Below are 24,292 nucleotides of genomic sequence, written 5' to 3'. Positions count from 1 at the left end.
TCGGCGGTCCGGTGGACCACACTGGGAGGGTCTACGAGAGGGAGAATCCGATGGGCACGCCGACCACGGTGATGGGGGAAGTACGGCCGGAAAGCGACTGTCCCGACGACGCGTCGCTGGTCGGACTGGTCTACCGTCGCAGTTTCGCGTTGCCCGCAAGCGAGATCTGGACAGCACTCACCGAACCCCGCGAATTGTCCCGCTGGTACGGCACATACACCGGAGATCCCTCCACCGGGCGGGTGCGGTTGACGATGGTGGACGAGCACGATTCGGCCACCGTCGACGTGCGCATCGTCGAATGCACTCCCCCGTCCCGTTTCTCCGTCGACGTCGACGGATGGTTGCTCGCCGTCGCGCTGCACACCGTAGGCCGCGTCACCACCCTCGACTTCACGCACTCACACGTCCCACGATCGGAAGCCGGTGAGATCGGTCCGGTCTGGCAGTACTACCTCGATCGCCTGGACGCCGCCTTGACCGGAGGCCGGCCGCCTCGGTGGAGCGACTACTTGTCGCTGGTCGACGAATATCGGTGAGACCTCTCCTCCGGGCCGGTCAATGATGGACGGGCCGTAGCAGATCCGGCGTGTTGTTCCGGGGCGAGTTGACGGCGGTACCGACCTCGTACGGCTCGAGATGAGGTTCCGGGATCGAGTTGAGCAGCGCCTCCACGTCGTCACGGTCGGTCAGCGCCGCGTCCAGCCACGGGTCGACGAACGTCTCCGGAAGCACCACTGGTGAGCGGTCGTGGATATGCCCGGCCGCATCGGTGGCCGGGCGTGTCAGCACCGTGCACGTCCACAACCAGCGATCCGGATCATCCTCGGGCCGTTCCGGATCGGGCCACAACTCGTAGAGCCCGGCCATCGAGATCGGCGCGTCGGCGTGCAGGAAGAAGGGAATCTTCTTGCCCTCCTCGTTCTTCATCCACTCGTAGTAGCCGTCCGCCGGCAGGATGCATCGCCGCCGGGACGCAGCAGCCTTGAACGCCGGTTTCTGCGTGATCGTCTCCGAACGGGCGTTGATCATGCGCGAGCCGATCTTCGGGTCCTTCGCCCACGACGGCACCAGACCCCAACTGACCCGGGACGACACCATGCGCACCGGATCACCGCCGGGCGTGTCCCGTGGGACGCGCTCGAGCACCACGTTGACCCGCTGGGTGGGGGCGACGTTGTAGGACGGTGGCAACTCCTCACCGACCGCCGTCACGGCATCGTAGGCCGCAAGCAGGTCGTCCCGGGTACTCGTGCTTGCATATCGTCCGCACACGACATCGGCCTCTCTGGTTGCGACGCTCCGTTTGTTTCACATCTTCCCACCGCGATACGGCCGCACCCGGCACTCTCCGGCAACGGACGCAGCCCGGGACGTTCACCCCGGTCGATCCCCGAGCGAGGCCAGTCGGGAACGCACTCGGCGACGTTCCGGTTCGGTGCCGGTGAGGTCGAGCGCCTGCCGGAACGCGGACTCGGCCTCGGCATCACGGCCGAGGCGGACGAGAAGATCGGCCCTGGCCGTGTGGTACGGGTGATGCTCGCGCAGGACCGGTTCGCCGGCCAGGCCGTCGAGCAGTGCCAGGCCGGACTCCGGGCCGTCGCACATCGCCACGGCGACCGCGCGGTTCGCGGCAACCAGCGGCGACGGCATGAGTGCGAGCAGCACTCCGTACAGCGCAACGATCTGTCGCCAGTCGGTGGACTCGGCGTCGGGCGCCTCGTCGTGCAGCGCGGCGATCGCCGCCTGCACCGCGTACGGGCCGGGGGGCCCACCGGTCAGCCCGGTCACCACCAGCGCACGACCCTCGTCGATCATCGCCGTGTCCCACCGGGTCCGGTCCTGGGCGTCGAGGAGCACGATCTCACCGTCGGAATCGGTGCGGGCGTGGCGACGGGCATGGACGAGCAGTTCCAGCGCGAGCAACCCGGCCACCTCACGTTGCGAAGGCATGAGCCCGTGCAGGATCCGCACCAGCCGAAGCGATTCGTCTGCCAGATCGGGCCGTTGCAGATCGGTGCCACTACTGGCCGCATACCCTTCGGTGAAGATCGAATACAGGGCACCGAGAACCACCGGGAGCCGTTCGTCGAGTTCGTCCGGACGAGGAACCCGGAACGGGATTCGCGCGCCTCGGATCTTGTTCTTGGCCCGCACGATCCGCTGCGCCATCGTGGCGTGCGGAACGAGGAACGCGCGCGCGACCTCGCCGGTGGTCAGACCTCCGAGACAACGAAGGATCAGCGCGACACGGTCGTCGGGAGCCAGTGCCGGGTGGGCACACGTGAAGAACAGTTCGAGTCGTTCGTCGGGCAATTCGTCGCCGCGCGGATCCGAGGAGCCGCGCCGCTCGATGTCGATCGCGAGTTCGGCCAGACGTTGCGTGTAGACGCGGTCGCGGCGTACCCGGTCGAGTGCCCGGCGACGGGCGGTGGTGAGCAGCCACGCGCCCGGCCGATCGGGCACCCCGCCGACCGGCCAGTGCACGAGTGCCGCCTCGAGGGCGTCCGATGCGGCTTCCTCGGCCAGGTCCAGATCGCCGAAACGGTGCACCAGCGCCGCGAGAAGCCGCCCGTGCTCCTCGCGGAACACCGCTTCGGCCGAGACACCCGCATCGGGCACGGCTAGTCGCCGAACTCGGCGATCGGGCGCACCACCACGGTGCCGCCGTCCCGGGCGCCCGGACACCGGGACGCCCACTCGATCGCGACGTCGAGGTCCGGTACATCGATGACGTCGTAGCCGCCCAGTACCTCCCGGGTCTCCGCATACGGGCCGTCGGTGACCGTGCGACGACCGTCCGCCGCCACCTGTACGGCGGTCGCGGTGGTGAGGTCCTGGAGTGCGTGGCCGGTGACGAGCACCCCCGCGTCCCGCATCGCCTTTTCGTAGTCCTGCCAGTCCTCGACCGTGCAGGTGCTCTCGTCGGCGGCCGATGTGTAGATCAACAGCATGTACTTCATGATCGTCTCCTCGTGGTTCGGTACGACGATTCGCCGTACACCATGACGACGAACTCTCCCTACCGAAATCGACACGCGCGCGAGATTTTCTTTCGGCGGCCGGTCAGCCGCTGTTCCGGAGCGCGGTGGCGAGTCCGTTCATCGTCAGCTGGATTCCCCGGCGAACCTGTTCGGTGTCCTCGCCCGCCCGGAATCTGCGCAGGAACTCGACTTGCAGGTGGTTGAGCGGTTCGAGGTACGGGAATCGGTTGTGCAGTGACCGTTCCAATGCAGGATTGTCGGCGACGAGCGAGTCGTAGCCCGTGATCCGCTGGTAGGCGTCGACGGTCCGGGCGTGTTCCTCCACGATCCGGCCGAACACCCGTTCCCTCAGATCGGTGTCCTCGACCAACTCCGAGTAGCGCGCGGCGATTCCGAGATCGGATTTGGCCATCACCTGCGCCATGTTCGAGAGCACCGTGCGGAAGAACGGCCAGCGCCGATACAGGGTTCGCAAGGACTCGAGCTTCTCGGGATCGTCGCCGACCCACTCGGCCACCGCGCTGCCCGTGCCGTACCAGCCCGGCAACATCACCCGGCTCTGTGTCCACGCGAGCACCCACGGGATCGCACGCAGGTCGGCGATGGCCGCGGTCGGTTTGCGCGACGCCGGCCGGCTGCCGATGTTGAGCGCTCCGATCTCCGCGACGGGCGTCGAGGTCGTGAAGTACTCGACGAATCCGGGCGTCTCGTGAACCAGACGCCGGTAGGCGTTTCGGGCCAGGTCCGCGAGTTCGTCGAAGATCCGGTAGGCAGCCGACGCATCCGCGCCGAGCCCTTCGACGTCGAGCAGTGTGGATTCCAGAGTCGCGGCGACGAGCGCCTCGAGGTTGCGACGGGCGAGCACGGGTTCGCGGTATTTGGCGGCGATCACCTCTCCCTGTTCGGTCACCCGGAGCGAGCCCCGCACCGCACCGGGCGGCTGGGCGAGGATGGCGTCGTAACTGGGACCGCCGCCGCGGCCGACGGTTCCCCCACGGCCGTGGAACAGACGCAGGCGAACACCCGCGGCGCGGGACGCCTCGACGAGGTCGAGTTCTGCTCGGTACAACGCCCAGTTGGCGGCGAGATATCCGCCGTCCTTGTTGGAGTCGGAGTAGCCGAGCATGACCTCTTGCAGCCCGTCGTGCGCATCGACCAGGCTCCGGAATTCCGGTACGGCGAGGGCCGCTGTCAGCGTCGACGCGCCGCTGCGCAGATCTTCGATGGTTTCGAACAGCGGAATCACCTGCACGCTGCTCCGCGGATATCCGGAGTCGAGGTCGAGCAACCCGACTTCCTTGAGGAGGACTTCCACCTCGAGCAGATCCGAGACCGAGGTACACATGCTGATGATGTAGTGCTCGATCGCGGCGGGCCCGATGCGGCGCACGACGCTCGCTGCGGCGCGCAAGATGCCGAGTTCCTTGGCCGTTTCGTCCGACAACTGCGCGTCGGGGGTGGTCAGGGGCCGCCGGATGCGTAGTTCGGAGGTGAGCAACGCGACCTTGTCATCCTCCGGCAGCGTTGCGTAGCGGTCTGTCACACCCGCCCAGGAGAGCAGTTCGGCTACCACGCGCTCGTGGACGTCGGCGTTCTGCCGCAGGTCCAGTGGAGCGAGGTGGAACCCGAAGACCTCGACTGCGCCGCGCAGTCGGGCGAGACGATCGTCGGCGATGACCGCTCCCCCGCCGGCGCGCAGCGACGCGTCGACGACCGACAGATCGGCGAGCAGTTGCGCGGGGGTGCGGTACGGCTCGCGCGACGGCTCGACGGTGTGTGGGAGGTCGACGTCCGGGAGCAGTCGGGCGCCGGTCGCGGTGAGGCGCCCGCGGATTCCCCGCACGGCCCGCCGGTACGGCTCGTCGCTGTGCGCGGGGTTCTCGTCACCGGAGATGTCGGCGAGTTCCTGCAGCCGGGCGGTGATGGTCGTGGTGCGCACCGACATCGACAACTCTCGTTCGAGCACGGCGAGTTCGGCCAGGTGGTGGCGCAGGGAGGTCGCGCACGCGCGGTCGGCGGCCGTGGTGACGACCGCCGCGTCGACGTTGGGGTTTCCGTCACGGTCGCCGCCGATCCACGTGCCGGGACGCACGAGGGGCCGGGTGAGCACTGCGGCATCGGGCCACCGCTCCCGGAGCGCACGGCGCACCTCGGCGTTGAGGGTGGGCACGACCTCGAAGAACGCCAGATCGTAGTAGCGCAGACCGTTGTCGATTTCGTCGCTGATGCGAAGCCGCGCCAGCCGGATCAGTGCGGTCTGCCAGAGGGTGAGGATGTGCCGGTACAGGGCACGGTCGATGCTGTCCCGCTCGTAGGGGTCGACGGTGCGGTCGCGGCGCCGCATCAGGTCGGTGACGGCGGTTTGCACGTCGAATACGGTGCGGCGGCGGGTTTCGGTCGGGTGCGCGGTGATCACCGGTGCGACGAGTGCGTCCGCGAGCGCATCGGCGACCCCGTCCGCATCGAGCGGGACCGCATCGAGCTTGGCGTAGGTGGCGGCGAGAGCGCTGTCCTGCGGGGGATCACCGGCCTCGAGATGGACAGCGCGCCGGCGTTCGCGATGAAGGTCCTCGGCGAGGTTGGCGAGCAGCCCGAAGTGACTGAACGCACGGGCGACCGGCAGCAGATCTGCGGTCTCGACGGCAGCGAAACGCTCGGCGAGATCGGCGCGGTCCATCTCGGACCGCCGGATCCGGAAACTCGCGACCCGCGCGGCTTCGACGAGTTCGAACACCTCGTCGCCGGCCTGATCGCGGACGACATCACCGAGGATGCCGCCCAGCAGGCGGATGTCGTCACGCAGGGGTTCGGTGGCCGAAGCCGGCACGGTATCCGTCATTCGGCCAGTATCGGCGCCCCGGGGCCGATATGCGACCGCTGCCGATCAGCTGAACTTGATCTGCAATCCGATACCGAGAATGGCGATGACCCACACGATGCCGGTGAACACGGTGAGCCGGTCGAGGTTCTTCTCGGCTACCGACGAACCGGACAGGTTGGATTGGACCCCGCCGCCGAACAGGCTCGACAGACCGCCGCCCTTGCCGCGGTGCAGCAGCACCAGCAGGATGAGCAGCAGGCTCGTGACGATCAGCAGAATGTCCAGGAACAGTTCCATGTCGGCGTTCGGTGTCCTTCGATGGTGGGTGACGTCGGCCGTCAGCTTACCCGGTCCCGGCGAATCCCAGAATTGCCGCACCCGGTTCGCCGTCCTCGCGGATCGTGGGCCTTCAGGGCTCGTCGTGGGTATACCGGTCGCGACCCGCGAACGCCCCGACCACAGCTTGCCCGGCCCCGCACACCGCGACCAGCAGCAGGACCGTGGTCCAGGTGCCGGTGAGGTCGAAGATCGCGCCGGCGAGCACCGGCCCGCACGCCGCGAGCAGGTAGCCGAGGCATTGCGCCATGCCCGAGAGTTGCGCGGTCTGGGCGACTGTGCGGGTGCGGAGACCGAACAGCGACACCGCGATGATGAACGTCGCGCCACTGCTCATCCCCGCGACCAGGACCCACAACAGGACGAGGTGCGGCGCCCACAGCACACCGATCATCGCGACGACGAGGGCCGAACCGGCGACAGCGGTGAGCCGACTCTGGTCGGTGCGGCGTCCCATCAGAGCGGTGGCGCCCAGACCCGCCACGATGCCGACCACCTGATAGACCGACAGGTGCCATCCGGCGGCCGCGCGGTCGACACCCAGACCGGTCTCGATGGACGGCAGCCACGTCACCAGCAGATAGAACGTGGTGGACTGCAGACCCATGAACGCGGTGACCTGCCACGCGGTGGCGGAACGCCACATGGACACGCCGGGTGTCGTGTCCGGGGCGGCCGGCAGCGGTGTCGGCAGGACCCGTCCGCGCACGACCCACACGGCCGCCGCGACCAGCGACACCACGGCCCACAACGCGAGCGCGCCACGCCAGTTGCCTGTCAGGGCGACGAAGGGCACCGCCAAACCGGAGCCCAGTCCGGCGGCGCCGGTCGTCACCGACGAGTACACGCCGGTCACCGTCGAGATGCGCGTGGGATGGTCGCGTTTGACGACTGCCGGCAACAGCACGTTGCCGATGCCGATTCCCACACCGATCGCGATCGTGCCGCCCCACAGCCACAGCGCGCCGGGAATCGACCGCAGCAGGATTCCGGCCGTCAGGACCAGCATCGCGACGAGCACCATGCGCTGCGTCCCGTAACGGATCGCGGGGCGGTGAATCCACGGGGAGACCGCCGCGAAGCACAACAGCGGCACGGCGCCGAGCACGCCGAGCGCCGTGTTGCCGAGCCCGGTGTCGGCGCCGATGTCCTCGAGCAGCGGCCCGATCGCGGTGATGGCCGGGCGCAGGCAAGCGGCGACGAGCAGCACCGCTGCCAACCCGAACACCACGCTGCGGGTGCTCGGGCCGGTGTCGGCGGGGGCGGTCATACGCGTGATGCCTTTCGGTTCGGGTGCACACTCGGAACCGCGGGGGGGGGGGGGGGGGGGGGGGGGGGCCCCCCCCCCCCCCCCCCCCCCCCCCCACGATCGAGTGAGCCGTACTGCTGCTCGGGCCGGCCTACAGGAGCGGGCCGCCCGCCGCGATTGCGGAGAGCTGAGCGAACTCGTCGGCCTTGAGCGAGGCGCCTCCGACGAGGCCACCGTCGACATCGGTCTGCGCGATGAGCTCGCCGATGTTCTTGGCGTTCACCGATCCGCCGTAGAGGACACGGACCGACGATGCCACCTCGGGCGAGGCGAGTTCGGCGAGGGTGGAGCGCACCGCCGCACAGACTTCCTGGGCGTCGGCGGCCGAGGCCACCTTGCCCGTGCCGATCGCCCACACCGGCTCGTACGCGACGACGATCTTGGCGATGTCGTCGGCGGACAGCCCGGCGAGCGAGCCCTTCAGCTGGGCGACGTTGTATGCGACGTGGTCGCCGGCCTCACGGATGTCGAGGCCCTCGCCGATGCACACGATCGGAGTCAGGCCGTGCTTGAGCGCGGCCTTCGTCTTGTCGCGCACGATCTCGTCGGTTTCGGCGTGCATCGTGCGTCGCTCGGAGTGCCCGACCACGACGTAGGTGCAGCCGAGCTTGGCGAGCATCGCACCGGAGATCTCCCCGGTGTACGCACCGGAATCATGGGCGGAGACATCCTGCGCACCATAGGTGAGCTTGATCTTGTCGCCGTCGATCAGCGTCTGTACCGAACGGATGTCGGTGAACGGCGGGATGACCGTGACATCGACCTTCTCGAGGTACTTGTCGGGCAGCGTGAACGCGATCTTCTGCACCAGCGCGATGGCCTCGAGGTGGTTCAGATTCATTTTCCAGTTGCCCGCGATCAGCGGTGTGCGTGCCATCGCGCTCAGGCCTCCAGAACCGAGATGCCGGGCAGTTCCTTGCCCTCGAGGTATTCGAGGGAGGCACCGCCGCCGGTGGAGATGTGTGAGAACCCGTCGTCCGGCAGGCCCAGCTGGCGCACTGCCGCAGCGGAATCGCCACCGCCGACGACGCTGAACGCACCCTTGCCGGTGGCGTCGACGATGGCCTCGGCGACACCCTTGGTGCCCGCCGCGAACTTCGGGAACTCGAACACGCCCATCGGGCCGTTCCAGAACACGGTCTTGGCCGCCGAGAGCAACGACGCGAACCGCTGCACCGACTCCGGTCCGATGTCCAGACCCATCCAGCCGTCCGGAATCTCCGTGACCGGGACGGTCTTCGCTTCGGCGTCGGCCGAGAAGCTGTCGGCGATCACGACATCCTGCGGGATGTGCAGGACATCGGCGTAGCGGTCCAGCAGTCCCTTGCAGGTCTCGATCATCGACTCTTCGAGCAAGGAATTGCCGACCGAAATGCCCTGTGCCGCAAGGAATGTGAAGCACATTCCGCCACCGATGACCAGCGTGTCGACCTTCGGCGCGAGCGCCTCGATCACTGCGAGCTTGTCGGAGACCTTCGATCCGCCGAGCACGACCGCGTAGGGACGCTCGGTGTCGGTGGTGAGCTTCTCGAGCACTGCCACCTCGGCAGCGACGAGGCCACCGGCGTAGTGCGGGAGCAGCTTCGCCACGTCGTACACCGACGCCTGCTTGCGGTGCACGACACCGAAACCGTCGGAGACGAAAGCACCGTCGTCGCCGACGAGCTCGACGAGATCGCGGGCGAGCGCCTGACGCTGCGACTCGTCCTTGCTGGTCTCCCGCGGATCGAAGCGGATGTTCTCCAGCAGGAGGATGTCGCCGTCGGTCAGGCCCTCGGAGCGAGCCAGAGCGTCCTGCCCGACGACGTCGCCGGCGAGCTGGACGTTGCGGCCGAGCACCTCACCGAGCTTCGCCGCGACGGGCGCGAGCGAGAACTTCGGATCCGGCTCGCCCTTGGGCCGGCCGAGGTGCGCCACGACCACGACCTTGGCGCCGGCTTCCGCCAGTGCTTCGATCGTCGGGGCGGACGCGATGATGCGGCCGGGATCGGTGATCGTCGCGCCGTCCAAGGGGACGTTGAGGTCGGAGCGCACCAGCACACCGCGCCCCTCCACCCCGGCGTCGAGCAGATCCTTCAGGGTCTGAACTGCCACTGTTCGGGTGTCCTGTCCGGTTCGGGGTCTCAGAGCGACTTGCCGACGAGGCCGATGAGGTCGACGACGCGGTTCGAGTAGCCCCACTCGTTGTCGTACCAGGCCACAACCTTGACCTGATCGTCGATGACCTTGGTCAGCGGCGCGTCGAAGATCGAGGAGTGCGGGTCGGTGACGATGTCCGAGGAGACGATCGGATCGGTGTTGTACTTCAGGATGCCCTTGAGCGGTCCCTCTGCTGCGGCCTGCATCGCGGCGTTGATCTCCTCGATCGACGCCTTGGTGCGGAGGTTGGCGGTGAGGTCGGTGACCGAGCCGGTCGGGATCGGCACGCGCAGCGCGTAGCCGTCGAGCTTGCCGAGCAGCTGCGGAAGAACCAGGCCGATGGCCTTGGCGGCACCCGTGCCGGTGGGAACGACGTTCAGGGCTGCGGCGCGGGCGCGACGCAGATCCTTGTGCGGGCCGTCCTGGAGGTTCTGGTCCTGCGTGTAGGCGTGGATCGTGGTCATGAGACCGCGCTCGATGCCGAAGCTGTCATCGAGGACCTTGGCGATCGGTCCGAGGCAGTTGGTGGTGCACGAGGCGTTGGAGATGATGTTCTGGCTGCCGTCGTACTTGTCGTCGTTGACGCCCATCACGATGGTGATGTCCTCACCCTTGGCGGGCGCGGAGATGATGACCTTCTTGGCACCTGCGTCGAGGTGCCCCTTGGCCTTGGCGGCGTCGGTGAAGATACCGGTGGACTCGACGACGACGTCGACACCCAGGTCGCCCCACGGAAGCGCGGCCGGGCCTTCCTTGATTTCGAGCGCCTTGATCTTCTGCTCGCCGACGATGATGAAGTCGCCTTCGACACGCACATCCTTGTCGAGGCGACCCAGGATCGAGTCGTACTTCAGGAGCGTTGCGAGAGTGTCGTTGTCGGTCAGGTCGTTGACGGCGACGATCTCGATGTCAGTGGTGCCGAGCGCTTTCTGCGCTTCGACTGCGCGGAAGAAGTTGCGCCCGATACGTCCGAACCCGTTCACGCCTACGCGGACAGTCACAGTGGAGCTCCTTTGCCCAGATCTCGATAATTGTGCTGATGATTGTGCCGTTGTGACCCCTACCCTAATGCGCCGGGGCCACCGTGTGAGATCCGCCCTGTGTGACGAACTCCCCACAAGCGTGCGCCTCTACGCGTCGTCCAGCAACTCCGCGGTCACCGCCGACTCGGTATCGGGAATCCCGAGGTCCTTTGCTCGGCGGTCGGCCATCGACAACAGACGCCGGATGCGTCCGGCGACCGCGTCCTTGGTCATCGGCGGGTCCGCGAGCTGCCCGAGCTCCTCGAGGGAAGCTTGGCGATGCTCGACCCGGAGCGTGCCGGCAGCGGCCAGATGATCGGGAACGTCGTCGCCCAGAATGTTGAGAGCACGCTCGACGCGGGCCGCAGCCGCGACTGCCGCGCGCGCGGATCGGCGCAGGTTGGCGTCGTCGAAATTCGCGAGCCGATTCGCGGTCGCCCGCACTTCCCGGCGCATCCGGCGCTCCTCCCAGGTCAACCGGGTGTCCTGGGCTCCCATCTGGGTGAGGAGCGCTCCGATGGCTTCACCGTCGCGGATCACCACGCGGTCGGCTCCGCGTACCTCCCGCGCTTTGGCCGTGACGCCGAGGCGGCGCGCCGCACCGACGAGGGCGAGCGCGGCTTCGGGTCCGGGGCAGCTGATCTCCAGCGCCGACGACCGTCCGGGCTCGGTGAGCGAGCCGTGTGCGAGGAAGGCTCCCCGCCATGCCGCGGCTACGTCGGACACGCTGCCACCGACCACCTGGGCGGGCAGTCCTCGCACCGGGCGTCCGCGGCCGTCGAGCAGTCCGGTCTGGCGCGCGAGGGCCTCGCCGTCCTTTCCGACCCGCACCACGTACCGCGAACTCTTGCGCAGGCCACCCGCGCCGAGCACGTGGACGTCGGCGGCATAGCCGTAGAGCTCGAAGATCTCGCGGCGCAGCCGACGCGCGATCGAACCGAGGTCGACCTCGGCTTCGACGACCACGCGGCCGGCGACGATGTGCAGCCCGCCGGCGAAGCGCAGAAGGGAGGACACTTCGGCCTTGCGATTGCTGGTACGGGTGACCGACAGCCTGCTCAGCTCGTCCTTGACCTCCGCTGTCATTGCCACGAGATGATCTCCCTCCGGTCGCCGATTCCGGCGCGGGCGCTGCCGCGAATCGGTGACAGATACGTTTCCAGTGCGACCGCCAGCTTGGCGGGGTCGTGTCGTTGGGTTCCGTCTTCGGACACGTCGGCATACGAGACGTCCGCGCCCAGGTGCGAAGCCGCGCGACTCAGGTGGTCCCGTTCCCGTCCCGGAGTCACCGAGGCCGCATCGACGACGATGTGGTCGACCCGGAAGTCCGGGGCGTGCTGCGCGAGGACGTGCAGGTGCCGTTCCGCGGAGAAGCCGGCGGTCTCTCCCGGCTCGGCGGCGAGGTTGAGCACGAGGACCTTCGTCGCCGAGGTGTGCGTCAGGGCCTCGTGGAGTTCCGGGACGAGCACGTGCGGGATCACGCTCGAAAACCACGAACCCGGTCCGAGCACCACCATGTCCGCTTCGCACACGGCGTCGACCGCGAGCGGGCACGCCGGTGGATCGGCGGGGATCAGCCGGACCCGCCGTACCTTGCCGGGGGTGGTCGCGACCGCGACCTGCCCGCGGATGCACCGGCTCACCCGGGGGTCCGTTTCGAGGCCCGAGACGTCGGCTTCGATGTCGAGTGCGATCGGCGACATCGGAAGCACCCGTCCCCGCAGTCCGAGGACCTTGGCGAGCATGTCCAGTGCCTCCACCGGATCGCCCACCACCTCGGTGAGCCCCGCGAGGATCATGTTGCCCACCGAGTGCCCCGCGAGGGCGCCGGTGCCGCCGAAGCGGTGCTGCACGACCTCGGTCCACACACGAATGTCCGGGGTGTCGGCGGCCAGCGCCGCGAGGGCCATCCGCAGGTCTCCGGGCGGGATCACACCGAGTTCGGCGCGGAGCCGGCCGGACGATCCGCCGTCGTCGGCGACCGTCACCACGGCGGTGACGCGATCGGTGAGCCGCCGGACCGCGCTCAACGTGGCATACAGTCCGTGCCCCCCGCCGAGGGCGGTGATCGCGGGCCCGGAGCGAGCGTCGCCGGGCGGTGGAGTCGGAGGGTGCGCGGTCACTCGCGCCCCAGATCCCGGTGCACGACGTGCACCGCGAGCCCGGGCTCCCGCTCGAGGCGCGCGGCGAGTGCTTCTGCCATCGCCACGCTTCGGTGTTTGCCGCCGGTGCATCCCACCGCGATCGTCATATAGCGCTTCCCCTCCCGACGGTAACCGGCCGTGGTCAATTCCAGGAGCCGGTGATAGGTGCGCAAGTAGTCTTCGGCACCGTCGCGGGACAGTACATAATCGCGGACCGAGGGGTCCTGCCCGGTATACGGGCGGAGTTCCGCGATCCAATGGGGATTCGGGAGGAACCGCACGTCGCACACGAGATCCGAATCCATGGGGAGTCCGTACTTGAAGCCGAACGACTCCACCGTGACCCTGATCGTGTCGGACGCCGCGTCGCCGAAGGCCGCTTCGATCTTGCGGCGCAGTTCGGGCCCGGACAGCGTGGAGGTGTCGATGACGAGATCGGCGGCGCCCTTCACCGGAGCGAGCTGAGCCCGTTCGGCGGCGATGCCGTCGGAGAGGGTCCGGTCGGCGGTGTCCTCCTGCAGCGGATGACTGCGCCGGACCTGCTCGAACCGGCGGATCAGGACGGCATCGGTGGCGTCGAGGAACAGCACGCGGGTGCTCACCGGCCTCGCGGCGAGATCGGTCACAACCCGCCCGAGATCGCCCGTGAACAAGCGACTGCGCACGTCCATGACCACCGCGAGCCGTTCGAGGGGAGGCTCGGCGTGCACCGCGAGATCGACCATCGAGATCACGAGCTGGGGCGGCAGATTGTCGGCGACGTACCAGCCGAGGTCCTCGAGCGCGGTCGCAGCGGTGCTCAGTCCCGCACCGGACAGTCCGGTCACGAGGATCACCTCTGCACGCGCTTCCTTCTCCCCTGCCGGACTCGTCCCGTGCTCGTCCCGCTCCCGGGACCTACGATCCACTTCCGTCACTGTTCAGCCTCCGCTCGCGACGCCGACACGCCGACCGGGTCATCATCGCCCACGGACGGGACCGGCGCACCCGGGTCGGCGTCCTTGCTGGAACCCGGCGGGGTGCGCTCGGCGTGCAGCGCATCGAGAACCGCCTGTGCGGTGGTCTTGCCGATACCCGGCACAGCGGTGATCTCCTCGACGTCCGCCTCGCGCAACCGCGCGACCGAGCCGAAGTGGGTGACGAGCGCCTTGCGACGGGTCTCCCCGAGGCCTTTGACCCCGTCGAGCGCCGAGGCGGTCATACGGCGGGAACGCTTGCTGCGGTGGAAGGTGATCGCGAAGCGGTGCGCTTCGTCGCGGATGCGCTGCAGCAGGTAGAGCGACTCGCTGGTGCGCGGCAGGATCACCGGGTCTTCCTCCCCCGGTACCCACACCTCCTCGAGTCGCTTGGCGAGGCCGATCACGGCGACGTCGGTGATCCCCAGTTCGTCGAGGACCTCTGCGGCCGCCGCCACCTGCGGGGCACCGCCGTCGACGACGTAGAGGTTCGGCGGATAGGCGAATCGGCGGGGGCGGCCGGTCGCGGGATCCAGCGCGGCTTCGGGCGCGAAATCGCCGCCGTTGCCGGCATCGGCCGGTGTCGTGTCGCGTTGGTGACGCAGGAACCGGCGGCGCGTGACCTCCGCGATGGACGCGACGTCGTCGGAGTGCCCGTCGCCGGCGGCATGCTTGATGCCGTAGTGCCGGTAGTCGGACTTGCGGGGCAGTCCGTCTTCGAACACCACCAGCGACGCGACCACATCGGTGCCCTGCACGTGGCTGATGTCGACGCACTCGATGCGGAGCGGCGCCGAATCGAGGTCGAGTGCTTCCTGGATTCCCTGCAATGCCGCCGAGCGCGCGGTGAAATCACCGGCGCGTCGCAGCTTGTGTTGCGCCAGCGCCTCCTTCGCATTGCGCTGCACCGTGTCGGCAAGGGCCTTCTTGTCGCCGCGCTGCGGCACCCGCAGGCGCACCGGGCCACCGCGCAGACCGCCGAGCCAGCGAGTCATCTCCTCCGGTTCCGGGGGCAGTGCGGGCACCAGGACCTCCCGCGGCACCGCACCGCCTTCGTGTGTCTCCTCGTCGGCCGGCGCACCGGATACGAGTGCGGCTTCCTCGCCGTAGAACTGCGTGAGGAACTGTTCGACGAGCAAGGAGACCTCTTCCACGTCGCCGACGTGCTCGGTCGCTTCGCCGGGGGTGTTCCTGTCGTCGGGGCGGTCGAGCACGTCGCCGGATTTCTCGACGACCCAGCCACGTTGGCCTCGGACCCGTCCGCCGCGCACATGGAACACCTGCACGGCGACCTCGAGGTCGTCGTCGGCGAACGCGACGATGTCGGCGTCGGTCCCGTCACCGAGCACGACCGCCTGCTTCTCGAGCGCCTTGCGAAGCGCTCCGAGATCGTCGCGGAGCCTGGCTGCGGTCTCGAAGTCGAGTTCGTCGGCGGCCGCCTGCATCTTCAGTTCGACTTCGCGAACCATCTTGTCGGTACGGCCGGCGAGGAAGTCGCAGAACGCTTCGACGATGCGGCGGTGTTCGTCGGCGTCGACCCTGCCGACACACGGGGCCGAGCACTTGTCGATGTAGCCGAGCAGGCAGGGACGACCGATCTGGGTGTGTCGTTTGAACACCCCGGCGGAACATGTGCGGGCGGGAAAGACGCGGAGCAGCAGGTCGAGGGTTTCGCGGATCGCCCACGCGTGGGAATAGGGCCCGAAGTACCGGACGCCCTTGCGGCGGGGTCCCCGGTACACGAAGAGGCGGGGGTATTCCTCGTTGAGAGTCACCGCCAGCATGGGGTACGTCTTGTCGTCGCGATAGCGGACGTTGAACCGAGGATCGAACTCCTTGATCCAGTTGTACTCGAGTTGCAGCGCCTCGACCTCGGTGCGCACCACGGTCCACTCGACGCTGCCGGCGGTGGTGACCATCTGCCGGGTACGCGGATGCAGGGATGCCACGTCGGCGAAATACGAGTTCAGACGCGAGCGGAGGTTCTTCGCCTTACCGACGTAGACGACCCGGCCGTGCGGGTCTCGGAACTTGTAGACCCCCGGTTCCGTCGGGATGGTGCCGGGAGCCGGGCGGTATGTGGAGGGGTCGGGCACGAGTCCAGGTTAGTCGTCGCCGACGACACCCCGGCTGTACCGGGCTTCGAGTTCCCGGAACAGATCCAGGGCGTCGACCGCACTCTGGCCGTCCCTCGCCTGCACCGCGACCACGGGCACGTATTCGTCGTACGGCAGTTCGAGACGCGCCCACGGCGCGCCCTCGGGGAACGACAGACCGCGAACCTCGTCCCACGGGACGTGTCTCTCGGCCACGACGTTGCGCACCGCGACGCCGTCCGCGCCGGCACGGAACCGGGGCCGGGTGAACAGCAGCAGGGCGCCCGACAACGCGATCCCGATCGTGAGAATGGCGATCTGGTCCGCCAGTCGCAGATGCACGCCCGAATCGCCGCCGCCGCGCAGGACCAGCGCGGCGCCGATATGTACGGCGAGGACGAAGACGGCACCGAGGATCACCCACAGGCGCATCTTCGCCGGTCGGACCTCGAGTTCCCATCGGGTGTCGGCAGAGGTCATGTCCGGGCCTCCCGCAGCCGGCGCAACGTCACGGCGGTGTCGAGTGCGGCCGCGCATGCCTGCTCGCCCTTGTCCTCGGCCGAGCCGGGCAGTCCCGCGCGGTCACGCGCCTGCTCCTCGGTGTCGGTGGTGAGCACCCCGTTGCCCACGGGTGTGCTCTCGTCGAGAGCAACCCGCGTCAGTCCGTAGGTGACCGCGTCGCACACGTACTCGAAATGCGGAGTTCCGCCGCGGATGACCACGCCCAGTGCGACCACGGCATCGTGGGTTCGTGCCAGTTGCTGTGCGACGACGGGAAGTTCTACAGCCCCCGCGACCCGCTCGACCGTGACGTCGGTGATGCCGGCGCGATCGGCGACGCGCAGGGCGCCGGCGATCAGGGCACCGGAGATCTCGGCGTGCCAGCTGCCTGCGACGACGGCGAGGCGGAGATCCGCGGCGTCACCGAGTTGCAGGTCGGGCAGACCTTCCCCGCTCATCAGGCGTCCCCGGCTTCGAACTCGTCGAGTCCGACGAGGTCGTGGCCCATGCGGTCGCGCTTGGTCCGCAGGTAGGTGAGGTTCTCGCGGTTGGCGCGCAGCGGCATCGGGACCCGATCGGTGATCTGCAGACCGTAGCCGTCGAGGCCGACGCGCTTGGCCGGGTTGTTGGTCAGCAGGCGCATCGAGGAGATACCCAGGTCGACGAGGATCTGCGCGCCGATGCCGTAGTCGCGGGCGTCGGCGGGCAAGCCGAGCTGGAGGTTCGCGTCGACGGTGTCCGAGCCGGCGTCCTGAAGCTGGTAGGCCTGGAGCTTGTGCATCAGGCCGATTCCCCGGCCCTCGTGACCGCGCATGTAGAGCACGACGCCGCGGCCTTCCTGCGCGACCATCTCGAGAGCCGCATCGAGCTGCGGTCCGCAGTCGCACCGCAGTGAACCGAAGACGTCGCCGGTGAGGCACTCGGAGTGCACCCGCACCAGGACGTCTGCCCCGTCGCCGTCCGGTCCGGCGATATCTCCCATCACCAGCGCGACGTGCTCGACCTCGTCGTAGATGCTCTGGTATCCGACGGCCGTGAAGCTCCCGTGCCGGGTGGGGATTCTCGCCTCTGCGACCCGCACGACGTGCTTCTCGTGCCTGCGGCGCCACGCGATGAGGTCGGCGATCGAGATCAGTGCGAGTTCGTGCTCGTCCGCGAAGACACGCAGTTCGTCGGTGCGGGCCATTTCGCCCTCGTCCTTCTGCGAGACGATCTCGCAGATGACACCGGCGGGACGGAGATCGGCCATGCGGGCGAGATCGACGGCGGCTTCGGTATGCCCGGGGCGGCGCAGGACACCGCCCTCCTTGGCACGCAGCGGCACGACGTGGCCGGGCCGGGTGAAGTCGTCGGCGCGCGAGTCCGCATCGGCGAGCAGGCGCATGGTCGCCGCACGGTCGGACGCGGAGATGCCGGTGCCGATGCCTTCCTTCGCATCGACGGTGACCGTGTAGGCGGTGCCGTGCTTGTCCTGGTTGGTCGAGTACATCGGAGGCAGCCCGAGCCGGTCGCAGTCGTCGCCGTCGAGCGGGACGCACAGGTACCCGGAGGTGTATCGCACCATGAAGGCGACGAGTTCGGGTGTGGCTTTCTCCGCCGCAAAGATGAGGTCACCCTCGTTTTCACGGTCTTCGTCGTCGACCACGACTACCGCTTTACCGGCGGCGATATCGGCGACCGCGCGCTCGATGGTGTCGAACCTCGTCACTTGCCTGGGCTCCAAATCTCGTATCCGGACGACTCGTGCTTCGCGTCCACTTGTCGTGTCCACCCTACGACTACCTAACGGGCGTTCTGCAGTCGCTCCACGTACTTGGCGATCACATCGACCTCGAGGTTGACCAGCGTGCCGGGCTCGGCTGAACCGAGAGTGGTCAGCGACAAGGTGGTGGGGATCAGCGAGATCTCGAACCACTCGTCACCCGGATCGCCACCGAGCGCGGAGACGGTGAGGGACACTCCGTCCACGGTGATCGATCCCTTTTCGACCACGTATCGAGAGATGCTGTCCGGCAGCGAAATTCGCACCACCGTCCAGTTCTCGGACGGCGCCCGGGAGATCACGGTGCCGGTGCCGTCGACGTGTCCCTGCACGAGGTGCCCGCCCAGTCGGCTGTTCAGCGCGGCAGCACGCTCGAGGTTGACCCGGCTTCCCGCGGCGAGCCGCGCCAGCGAAGACCGGTTCAGTGTCTCCTGCATCACATCGGCCGTGAAGGAGTCGCCGGCCTGCACGTCCACCACCGTCAGGCACACGCCGTTGACGGCGATCGAGTCGCCGTGTTTCGCGTCGGAGGTCACCACCGGGCCGAGCACGGTGAAGCGCGCTGCGTCCGCGAGATCCTCTCGCGCCACGATCTCACCCAGTTCCTCGACGATGCCGGTGAACACGTTCGGGCTCCTTCACTCCCGGCCGAGGCCGGGTTCGGTTCACAGATCCCGTTCCGGGACCGGTCTCACAGATCCCGTTCCGGGACCAGGGTCAACAACACGTCCGCGCCGACGGTGTCGACGCGCTCCCGACGAAACCGTAGCGCCTCGGTGATGCTGTGTACGCCGGCGTCCTGCACAGCGGGCGTTCCCGCACCCAGGAACATCGGCGCGAGGTAGGCCTGTATCCGGTCGACACTGCGCGCGGCGAGGAACGCCCCGGCAAGTCGCGGCCCGCCCTCGAGCAGCACGTCCGGGTGGTCGGTGAGGGCGTCGAGGACGTCCCCGATGTCGCGGGTACGCAGCACGAGGGTCGGCGCCGCGTCGTCGAGCACACGCGCCGAGGTCGGGATCTCCCGCATCCCCACGACCACGCGCAGCGGTTGATGCGGCGCGAGATCACCGTCGGGCAGCCGGGCGGTCAGCCACGGATCGTCGGCCAGCACCGTCCCGGTGCCGACGACGATCGCGTCGAGCCGGCTGCGCTCGTCGTGCACTCTGGCACGCGCTTCCGGTCCGGAAATCCACTGGCTGGTTCCGTCCTGCGCGGCGCTCCGGCCGTCGAGCGTCGCCGCGTACTTCCACGTCACATGGGGCCGGCCGGTGCGTGCCCGGTGAAGCCAGGCCCGCAACGGGCCGTGGATGACGGCGTCGGCCCCGAGTCCCGGATGCACCGTGATCCCCGCGGCACGCAGGGTCTCTGCTCCTCCCCCTGCCACCGGACCGGGGTCCGGGACGGAGTAGTACACCGTCGCGATTCCGGCGTCGATGAGCGCGCGGGCGCAGGGTCCGGTGCGTCCGGTGTGGTTGCACGGCTCGAGGGTGACCACGGCGGTGCCGCCGCGTGCCCGGTCGCCGGCCGCAGCCAGTGCCCGCACTTCCGCGTGCGGACCGCCCGGAGGCGCTGTGGCACCTACCCCGGCGACCTGCCCGTTCGCGTCGAGGATCACGGCGCCGACCGGCGGGTTCGGGCTGGTGGTTCCCCGCACGGCCTCCGACGCATCCAGCGCGAACTGAAATGCCTCGGTGACTTCGGGGGGCGTCACGTCGCGAGTGTCAGGTGCGGCGAGGCGGCTGCCGCCTGTGCGCGCAGCTTGCGCACCGCCTCGGCCGGATCCTCGGCACCGTAGACGGCGGAACCGGCCACGAAGCAGTCCACGCCGGCCTCCGCCGCCGCTTCGATGGTGTCCGCGTTGATTCCGCCGTCGATCTCCACCAGGAGGCGCAGTTCGCCGGAGTCCACCAGTCTCCGCACCGCGCGCGCCTTGTCGAGCACGTCGGGAATGAACGCCTGGCCGCCGAAACCGGGTTCGACGCTCATGACGAGCAGCGTGTCGAACTCCCGGAGGATCTCCAGGTAGGGCTCGATGGGGGTGCCCGGTTTGACGGACAGTCCGGCCTTACCGCCTGCGGCGCGGATATCGCGGGCCACGGCCACCGGATCGTCCGTCGCCTCGGCGTGGAACGTCACGTTGTGTGCGCCGGCTTCGGCATAGGGTGGGGCCCACCGGCCCGGGTTCTCGATCATCAGATGGCAGTCGAGCGGGATGTCCGTCGCCTTCAGCAACGACTGCACGATGGGCAGACCGAGAGTCAGGTTCGGCACGAAATGGGCGTCCATCACGTCGACGTGGAGCCAGTCGGCACCGGCGACGGCCTGCGCCTCGTCGGCGAGACGAGCGAAATCGGCGGACAGAATCGAGGGGGCAATCATCGGGTGGGCCACATCGATCGAGTCTAGACGAGCGCGTCGCACGTGCCGGTCACCAGCACGGACGCTCCGCCCGGCGGCGTCGCCGCGGATCGAGACGAAACAGAAACGACTGCCCGGCAGTGTATTCGGACAGTCTCCCGAGATTCGGGTTCAGACCCGGCGGAACGACGACGTGAACCGCGACAGTCGCCCTTCACTCGGCAACACCTCTTCGACCATGAAGGTCACGGTCTGATCGATTCGTTCGAGAGACTGGAGCACACGGGACAACGTGCTGTCGTGCGGGATGTCGTACTCGTCGGTGGCCTGCATGTCCTCCTGCACCGCGGAGGGCGTCTCCCCTGCCAGCGCTTTCAGCAGGGCCTCGAAGTTGTCCTCACCGATATCCTGGATCGCGCCCCACTGCGAGTCGGTCAGGACGTTCTCGTCGGCCGAGAGACGCTCGGTGGCGGACACCAGATGCCGCGTGTAGAACAACAGAGCCCACAGTGCGGTGAGCCGCCCTTCGATCCCCCGGACATCGAGCGCCCCGGAAGAACGGCGCAGCGGGACGGCGGTGGCCTCGACCTTCTGGACCAGCGTGGTCAGCGCGAGTTCCCGGCGTGCGAGTTCCTGCCTGTCCAGGGTCCCCGTGGATCCGGACCGCAGGTGTGCGAGACAGATGCCGGTGACGTCCTGGACGGTCCGCACCAACTGAGACGTGTCCGACGACAAACGGGTGCGGGTACGGGTGGGCAGAACGACCGCGGCGACCACCAGCGCGAGCCCCGCTCCGATCACCGTCTCCACGACACGCAGTTCGATGGTTTCGGTATCCAGTCTTCCCAGCAGGTCGTAGAGCAACGCGACGAACGCCGTGATCCAGAGCGCCGACAGGACGGACGACACAGGACGGAAGTACGTCGACGCCAAGATGCACAGGGCCAGCAGCGGGAGGACCACGGGAGTGTCGGTCCCGACCACGATCGCGAAGCCGAACCCGATCGCGGCTCCGGCCACGGTTCCGACGATGCGCTGCATCCCCTTGAGAAACGTCTCCCCGTCCGTCTCACCCAGTACGAAGAACGCCGGCAGCGCGGCCCAATACTGGTAGGTCTCCGATACGGACCCTCCGATCCAGAGGGCCAGCCCGGTCGCGAGTGCGGCCTGCACCGCGCGTCGGATCGGCCCGGCGTTCGTGCCGGCCGGCGCGCGTCCTCCGCTCGGCGCGGAGGACGATTCCTGCTCACCCGCAGCAGATCCCGCTCCGACCGCGGAAGTCGAGCCTGCGCCATCGGTGTCGCCCGGGCTGCCGATGAGGTCTTCGGGGCGGGCGGTATGCAACGCGTCCACAGCAAACCGGAGTTCGCGCACGGCATGATGCAACCGCTGCGCCGGCAGAGGCCAGTCGATGGGATCGGGCACGTCGTCGGGTGGACGGATCGCGTCGTTCTCGTCTCCGGAATCGCCCATCCACGCCGGAAGGTCCGGATAACTACGAATGTGGAGCTGGAGCTGTTCGAGTTCGCCGGCAAGCCGAGCCCGGACCGGGATGGGCATGCCCGACCCGGTCGCATCCCGAGCCGCCGCAGACAGATTGACCGTTGCGAGCTCGACATCGAAGAGACGTATTCGGAGGTTGTTCTGCTGCTCTGCGGAGAAGTGCAGGGCCGGGTCCTGTTTGGTGAGCTGACCTCCCAGAAAGGACGCAGTGTGGTGGAGTTGGTCGAGTCCGCTGTGCATACGTTTGCGCAGATCCGGATCCCACCGGGCTGCCGACACCGTATCGACGAGGGGATCGATGCTGTGCGCAACACTGTTCTCGAACGCCCGGACGCCGCTCCGTACGAGCCCGACGTGTCCGTGACCGAGCGGAATGAACTGAACGAGTACCGACGCGGTGACGCTCACCAGCCCCGTCAGTGCGTACAGCCAGAAATCGTCAGGGCTCAGCCGAAGCAGCAGGCTGAAGTAGAACGTCATGAACAACACGCGGCCGAGCCCGGCTCCTTGTGGTCCGAACCGGGACAGCAACACACCCACGAACGCGAGGGCGGCGACGGCGAGCACCGACGGCAACCGTTCGCGTGGAACCAGGGTGATCAAACCGACCGCGACGACCACGGGGACGAGCGTCAGCATCCCGCCGAACTTGGCGAGTCCCGGGCGCGCACCGCTTTGCGCCGCAACCCCGCCCGCGAACATCGCGATCATTCCGCCGAAGATGGCCGTGGGCATCGGGGCTTTCCCTGCGAGTTCGAGGCCGATCGCCACCACCGCCACCGAGACCACCGCCGCGATGAGCACGCGCAAGGACCCGAATAGCCGGATGTAGCCGGGATCGATGAGCGTGAACCGGTTGGCGAAGAAGGCTCGTACGCCGCCGGTGGCGGGCTTCCGGGTTCCCGGAGCAGTGGTTTCCGGAACATCCGCCCAGCCGGGCGCGTACACCGGCTGATAATCGAGGTCCCGGCCGACCGCATCGGTGAACTGTTGCGCCCGGTACGCGAACGGCAGCCACTCGACGTACCGTTCGTAGGCCTCGTCGAGATCGGTGAGTGGTTCGAGGTGAACGAGTTCGCCCATCTTCCGATTCAACCGGGCGAACCGGGCAACCCACGGATCCTCGCTCTCGACAGGAGGCGCCGAGCGATGTCCGTCCGTCCGGTGCAGCTCGATGTCCTCCTCGATCAGCCGGCGGAACTCCCCACGCGACCTCGTCTCGGGAACATCGGTGCTCGTCCACCCGAGCAGAGGATGCATGTAGTCCGCGAACTTCAGGAACTGGTCGGTGAGCGGAAGCAGCATCGGCTCGACAGTCACCGGGTGGGATCTGGGCAACCCCCACCGAAGTGCCCCGACGACCCCGCTCAGCATCCGGATCGAATACGGCAGCGAGAACGTGTCGCGGCCGCTCTGGAAGTAGTAGGCGGAGTGGTGCAGCCGGACACCGTCGGTGTAGCTGCTGAAACTGTCGGCGATGGACGAGAGTTTGGAGTCGAGGTCGCGCGATTCGCCGCCCGGGAAGTACGGCTTCAGGCTCGCGACCGGGTCGCCGACGCTGTTTCCGGGATTGTAGAACTGCGCGGACAGACCGCGCAGGGCGCTGATCACTCCGTAGACCCCGAGAAGAAACGTGAGAATCAGGAAGACGAGCACGACACCGGTGAGAGTCTCCAGGACCGAGATGATCCGGGATACATCGGTGTCGGGAACGACTTGGGACGTGCCCACCGTGGAGAGCTGGGCTGTACTGAAATAGATTGCGCCGAAGGCATCGTCGGTGCCGCCGTTGTACAGGAAGTCTTGCTCCCTCATCATGCCGACGTAGATGAAGGCGTATCCCAGGATCGTGCCGCCCACCCACATGCCCACCGTGACGATGAGCTGAATGCCCGTGACCTGACGGAGTACGGCGGGTCGCCGTCCGCGTGACATCTTTCGCGTCACTCGTCTGATGACACGCCAGACCCACGACGTCACAGCGCGCGTGAGAAAGCCTGCGTCGTCGTAATTGAGGGCGGTGAGGAATACATCCAGCAGCGTCAACCCAAGGATGATGATCCCGAGCCACTGGACAGCGTCCACGGCGCAAGTCTAGGGCTACACGACCGTACGGGTACGGGATAACGGGATCGACAGCGAAGAACGGACTATCCGGGCGATCGCGAGGTGTACCGCGAGAACCTGTTCATGAGCGGCCCGTTCGAGTTGACGCGATTGACCCGCGTGACACAAACACGGTGTATATGCTCGCGTCGGACTGCAAGTCTCGTCCTTCCGGCGACAGTGCGCCGGCGTGCCGAGAAAAGCGTGACTGACCGGTGCAAGGATCGGAGGTCGCTCGATGCATACCGCTCGACA

Annotated in this window: 21 protein-coding genes; 1 reads left to right on the top strand and 20 read right to left on the bottom strand. The window is 68.0% G+C overall.

Going from position 1 to position 24,292, the window contains the following annotated elements; all coding sequences use genetic code 11:
- Positions 1–50 precede the first annotated feature (50 nt).
- Positions 51–539: an SRPBCC domain-containing protein gene (locus TVH25_RS04975; RefSeq protein ID WP_296550755.1), complete on the top strand. Its 489-nt coding sequence runs from the start codon at positions 51–53 to the stop codon at positions 537–539.
- Between the two features lie 19 nt (positions 540–558).
- Here the strand turns inward: TVH25_RS04975 and TVH25_RS04970 are convergent, their stop codons facing one another.
- The 20 genes from TVH25_RS04970 to TVH25_RS04875 all read right to left on the bottom strand — a co-directional run bounded on the left by TVH25_RS04970 (position 559) and on the right by TVH25_RS04875 (position 24,016).
- The gene (locus TVH25_RS04970) at positions 559–1,275 is read right to left on the bottom strand and encodes an SOS response-associated peptidase (RefSeq protein WP_296550756.1); all 717 of its coding nucleotides are present in this window, start codon (positions 1,273–1,275) and stop codon (positions 559–561) included.
- Positions 1,276–1,377: 102 nt separating this feature from the next.
- Positions 1,378–2,622: an RNA polymerase sigma factor gene (locus TVH25_RS04965; RefSeq protein ID WP_422423491.1), complete on the bottom strand. Its 1,245-nt coding sequence runs from the start codon at positions 2,620–2,622 to the stop codon at positions 1,378–1,380.
- 2 nt (positions 2,623–2,624) lie between these two features.
- Entirely contained in the window at positions 2,625–2,963 is a 339-nt protein-coding gene (locus TVH25_RS04960; RefSeq protein ID WP_296550758.1) for a YciI family protein, read from the bottom strand.
- A gap of 103 nt (positions 2,964–3,066) precedes the next feature.
- Positions 3,067–5,823: a phosphoenolpyruvate carboxylase gene (ppc, locus tag TVH25_RS04955; protein WP_296550759.1), complete on the bottom strand. Its 2,757-nt coding sequence runs from the start codon at positions 5,821–5,823 to the stop codon at positions 3,067–3,069.
- A 45-nt stretch (positions 5,824–5,868) separates the two neighbouring features.
- Complete coding sequence (gene secG / locus TVH25_RS04950) at positions 5,869–6,102, bottom strand: preprotein translocase subunit SecG (protein ID WP_072698320.1); 234 nt, start codon at positions 6,100–6,102, stop codon at positions 5,869–5,871.
- Positions 6,103–6,214: 112 nt separating this feature from the next.
- Positions 6,215–7,411 (bottom strand): CynX/NimT family MFS transporter, encoded by a 1,197-nt coding sequence (locus TVH25_RS04945; protein WP_169621863.1) that lies wholly within the window; start codon positions 7,409–7,411, stop codon positions 6,215–6,217.
- A 130-nt stretch (positions 7,412–7,541) separates the two neighbouring features.
- Positions 7,542–8,327 carry a triose-phosphate isomerase gene (gene tpiA / locus TVH25_RS04940; RefSeq protein ID WP_169621862.1) on the bottom strand — a complete coding sequence of 262 codons (786 nt, stop codon included), beginning with the start codon at positions 8,325–8,327 and terminating at the stop codon, positions 7,542–7,544.
- 5 nt (positions 8,328–8,332) lie between these two features.
- Complete coding sequence (locus TVH25_RS04935) at positions 8,333–9,544, bottom strand: phosphoglycerate kinase (protein WP_169621861.1); 1,212 nt, start codon at positions 9,542–9,544, stop codon at positions 8,333–8,335.
- 29 nt (positions 9,545–9,573) lie between these two features.
- Positions 9,574–10,590 carry a type I glyceraldehyde-3-phosphate dehydrogenase gene (gene gap / locus TVH25_RS04930; RefSeq protein WP_169621860.1) on the bottom strand — a complete coding sequence of 339 codons (1,017 nt, stop codon included), beginning with the start codon at positions 10,588–10,590 and terminating at the stop codon, positions 9,574–9,576.
- A 129-nt stretch (positions 10,591–10,719) separates the two neighbouring features.
- The gene (gene whiA / locus TVH25_RS04925; RefSeq protein ID WP_296550762.1) at positions 10,720–11,703 is read right to left on the bottom strand and encodes a DNA-binding protein WhiA; all 984 of its coding nucleotides are present in this window, start codon (positions 11,701–11,703) and stop codon (positions 10,720–10,722) included.
- Positions 11,694–12,734, bottom strand: a complete 1,041-nt coding sequence (locus TVH25_RS04920) for a gluconeogenesis factor YvcK family protein (RefSeq protein WP_422423490.1) — start codon at positions 12,732–12,734, stop codon at positions 11,694–11,696. The genes whiA and TVH25_RS04920 overlap by 10 nt, the downstream gene beginning before the upstream one ends.
- A complete protein-coding gene (rapZ, locus tag TVH25_RS04915; protein ID WP_296550807.1) occupies positions 12,731–13,591 on the bottom strand; it encodes an RNase adapter RapZ in 861 nt (286 codons plus the stop codon). The genes TVH25_RS04920 and rapZ overlap by 4 nt, the downstream gene beginning before the upstream one ends.
- A 77-nt stretch (positions 13,592–13,668) precedes the next feature.
- Positions 13,669–15,807, bottom strand: a complete 2,139-nt coding sequence (gene uvrC / locus TVH25_RS04910) for an excinuclease ABC subunit UvrC (RefSeq protein ID WP_169621854.1) — start codon at positions 15,805–15,807, stop codon at positions 13,669–13,671.
- A gap of 9 nt (positions 15,808–15,816) precedes the next feature.
- A complete protein-coding gene (locus TVH25_RS04905) occupies positions 15,817–16,287 on the bottom strand; it encodes a PH domain-containing protein (RefSeq protein ID WP_422423489.1) in 471 nt (156 codons plus the stop codon).
- A complete protein-coding gene (gene ribH, locus TVH25_RS04900; protein WP_169621852.1) occupies positions 16,284–16,766 on the bottom strand; it encodes a 6,7-dimethyl-8-ribityllumazine synthase in 483 nt (160 codons plus the stop codon). The genes TVH25_RS04905 and ribH overlap by 4 nt, the downstream gene beginning before the upstream one ends.
- The gene (locus TVH25_RS04895) at positions 16,766–18,016 is read right to left on the bottom strand and encodes a bifunctional 3,4-dihydroxy-2-butanone-4-phosphate synthase/GTP cyclohydrolase II (RefSeq protein ID WP_169621851.1); all 1,251 of its coding nucleotides are present in this window, start codon (positions 18,014–18,016) and stop codon (positions 16,766–16,768) included. The genes ribH and TVH25_RS04895 overlap by 1 nt, the downstream gene beginning before the upstream one ends.
- A 74-nt stretch (positions 18,017–18,090) precedes the next feature.
- Complete coding sequence (locus TVH25_RS04890) at positions 18,091–18,696, bottom strand: riboflavin synthase (RefSeq protein WP_169621850.1); 606 nt, start codon at positions 18,694–18,696, stop codon at positions 18,091–18,093.
- Positions 18,697–18,761: 65 nt separating this feature from the next.
- The gene (gene ribD, locus TVH25_RS04885) at positions 18,762–19,781 is read right to left on the bottom strand and encodes a bifunctional diaminohydroxyphosphoribosylaminopyrimidine deaminase/5-amino-6-(5-phosphoribosylamino)uracil reductase RibD (protein WP_422423488.1); all 1,020 of its coding nucleotides are present in this window, start codon (positions 19,779–19,781) and stop codon (positions 18,762–18,764) included.
- On the bottom strand, positions 19,778–20,461 hold the full coding sequence (gene rpe, locus TVH25_RS04880; protein ID WP_169621848.1) for a ribulose-phosphate 3-epimerase: 684 nt from the start codon (positions 20,459–20,461) through the stop codon (positions 19,778–19,780). The genes ribD and rpe overlap by 4 nt, the downstream gene beginning before the upstream one ends.
- Before the next feature lie 138 nt (positions 20,462–20,599).
- Positions 20,600–24,016 carry an FUSC family protein gene (locus TVH25_RS04875; RefSeq protein ID WP_422423487.1) on the bottom strand — a complete coding sequence of 1,139 codons (3,417 nt, stop codon included), beginning with the start codon at positions 24,014–24,016 and terminating at the stop codon, positions 20,600–20,602.
- Positions 24,017–24,292: the final 276 nt, after the last annotated feature.

It is taken from the genome of Rhodococcus sp. 7Tela_A2, assembly GCF_049311045.1.
Taxonomy (GTDB): Bacteria; Actinomycetota; Actinomycetes; order Mycobacteriales; family Mycobacteriaceae; genus Rhodococcus.
Note: the sequence above shows the minus strand (reverse complement) of the source record. Positions and strands in the feature narration are given on the sequence as shown.